The 2,553-nt window shown below is 38.0% G+C and carries 3 protein-coding genes; all 3 read left to right on the top strand.

All coding sequences use genetic code 11. The features are described 5' to 3' along the window. Nucleotides 1–115: 115 nt before the first annotated feature. The 3 genes from D6734_13035 (at nucleotide 116) to D6734_13025 (ending at nucleotide 2,358) form a co-directional block, all read left to right on the top strand. Complete coding sequence (locus tag D6734_13035; protein ID RMF92102.1) at nucleotides 116–748, top strand: hypothetical protein; 633 nt, start codon at nucleotides 116–118, stop codon at nucleotides 746–748. A 31-nt stretch (nucleotides 749–779) separates the two neighbouring features. Next, entirely contained in the window at nucleotides 780–1,319 is a 540-nt protein-coding gene (locus D6734_13030; protein ID RMF92103.1) for a hypothetical protein, read from the top strand. A 118-nt stretch (nucleotides 1,320–1,437) separates the two neighbouring features. Then, entirely contained in the window at nucleotides 1,438–2,358 is a 921-nt protein-coding gene (locus D6734_13025; GenBank protein ID RMF92101.1) for a hypothetical protein, read from the top strand. The last annotated feature ends 195 nt before the right edge of the window (nucleotides 2,359–2,553 follow it).

Genomic DNA, 2,553 nt, shown 5'->3' with positions numbered 1-2,553 from the left:
GGCTGTGCGGTTCTTCAAGTTTTGAAGCCCGCATCAAGTTCTTTGGTTGTTCAAAGTCTCTGTCCCGCAATCCTGCGGCAAGTTAGCCAAAACGTTATGCAAAAGGAGATATTCAATGAGTTTATCTAAAGCTTACACAATGGCATATGGTCAACTACCAGATTTTTTCTCAAAGATCAGGGAAGGCCAGGCTCCTGAAAGGTTTACTCAACAACTTTTAAAGGATTTAGGCTTTACCTCTTCTAACCATAGAGCTTTTATTCCAATACTAAAAGAATTAGGGTTTTTGTCGCCGGATGGAAAGCCAACATCTCGATATCATGAATACAGGGATTACTCAAAGTCGAAGAAGGTTATGGCCGAAGCTTTGAAGGAAGCATATTCAGACATATTTTTAATTAAGGAAAAACCAACAGATGCTGACAAGGAGATGGTTCAAGGAAAATTTAAAAGCTTTCATAATGTTAGTGATAATGTTGCCAAACATATGATGAACACTTTTTATGCTTTGCTCGGCCTTGCTGATTTGGATCATTTATCGGAATCAAAAATAAGCGTTGCAAAAAAGCAAGATGGGAATAAGGAGGCCGAAAAGATTTCTGTCTCCAAAACCGAAAATTTACCAACTCCTGCTATCAGCCATCCTAGTTTGCACTATAATATTCAGATACATTTACCAGCTACGAAAGACATAGAGGTTTACAATGCTATTTTTAAATCATTGAAGGAGCATCTCTTTGAAGTATAAAGATTTAAGAGATTTTTTATTTAGAGGTTTGATGTTTGAAGCCGAGGCAAGAACGTTTCAGGCAGCAGGAATACAAATTGGGGCTGACCTACGAAATGCTGAACAACAATTACTAACAGAAGCTATAGCTCCTTTTCCTGTTACTAGAAGAAATAATGCCTTAGAAATGGCTAGGCTTTATGCTGTTCTGCATTGTTTTGAAAATCAAATTAGAGATTTTATACGTGAAACCCTTTCTGAGAAAGAAGGGCCTAATTGGATAGAAAATATTCCAGTGAAAATTAAGGAATTTGCAGAAAAAAGACAAGAAACAGCTTTCAAAGATTCGTGGCTAGAGGGAGAAAAAATGGATCTGTTGGGTTTTATAGATTTTGGGCATTTGGCTCAACTCATTATCAGCAAATGGGAGCACTTTGAAGATATTATTCCCTCCCAGCATTGGCTAAAACAGAGAATGGATGAGCTTGAAAAAGCAAGAAACTTCATAGCGCATAATAGGATGCTATTGCCAAGCGAGTTCCAAAGAATGTACATGTATATTGCCGATTGGAATAGGGTTATTGGACTTTAATGCATAACAATTGGGTCCACTTGACCGCTGTTCCGCTGGCGCTTCACAGCGGCAAGTGACCCGTGACGTTATGCATAATGAAGGGATGCCTTAAAGATAATAAAATTTGTTGTTGAAAATGAGTTTATTATACGAAATACAGGAATCCATTGTACAATCTGATGCTGATATTGGACCAGTATTGCTCAAATTACGTTTATTGGCAGCACGCTTGGGTAGCGTATCATTGGAAGAATGGGTAAAATACGAATCAGAAGGTTACCCAACTGATATTGAGGTGCCACCTTATCGAATTATTGGGGTTTCATATAGAGGTACATTCTCTGGTCCATTTGGGTCTGGTATTAAAAACGCTCCCATTCCATCATATCTGATTGAAAAATTTGCTGGAAAACAATGGACAAGATACCAAGTGCGTGAAAGCATTGCTGCGATCGATGAATTACTTAATGCTTCATCGGACAAAGGCGGCTCACTTGAAATAGATGCATCGGATCTCATTCTATTATTACAAGGTAAAATATATCCTGATTATGCGTGTAATGAGATTAGAGGAACAGTGTCAAGAGCGGCTTTTGCCGAAATACGGCATTCAGTAAAAAATAGAATACTGGAATTAACAATCCAGATTGAAAAAACTTTTCCAGAAGCGACAAAAATAACTTTTGGTAGTTTGAAAATAAATAAAGTGAATTCGGAAGAAATTAACAAGATCTCAACCCAAGTGATATATGGAAATGTGACTAATATAACTACAGGTGATGGAGCACAGTTTATTATTTCTGTGGGGAAAGGTGATAATGATTCATTGATTCGTTATCTTGTAGAATCGGGTATTCCAGAAGATGACGCAAAAGTTTTTTCAGAGATTCTTGCTAGCGAAGAACCTGCTGGAAAAGATGAGCCTTTTGGTTTACGAGCAAAGACATGGTTATTAGAAAATCTTAAAAAGGCTGCTAACGGAACTTGGAAAGTTGGGATTTCAGTTGCAACCCAAGTCTTAACAGAAGCAGCATTAAAATATTATGGGTTTAAATAGGAACTATGTAGTAAAGAAAGTAAAATGAATGCATAACAAATCGCTGCACCTGACCGCTATTCCGCTAGCGCTCCATAGCGGCAGGTGAGCTTGGGCGTTAGCTGCAACAAGAAAGGAGATGCCATTGGCAACCGATAACACACAAGAACAACTAGATCATTACTATGATCTAAATCTTAAGCATCTGAAGCTGAG

Source organism: Candidatus Schekmanbacteria bacterium, from assembly GCA_003695725.1.
Taxonomy (GTDB): Bacteria; Schekmanbacteria; GWA2-38-11; order GWA2-38-11; family J061; genus J061.
Note: the sequence above shows the minus strand (reverse complement) of the source record. Positions and strands in the feature narration are given on the sequence as shown.

What these genes read in the sequence shown, in the direction of transcription:
- D6734_13035 (RMF92102.1), top strand. Translation starts at nt 116, where the DNA reads ATGAGTTTATCTAAAGCTTACACAATGGCATATGGTCAACTACCAGAT.
- D6734_13030 (RMF92103.1), top strand. Translation starts at nt 780, where the DNA reads ATGTTTGAAGCCGAGGCAAGAACGTTTCAGGCAGCAGGAATACAAATT.
- D6734_13025 (RMF92101.1), top strand. Translation starts at nt 1,438, where the DNA reads ATGAGTTTATTATACGAAATACAGGAATCCATTGTACAATCTGATGCT.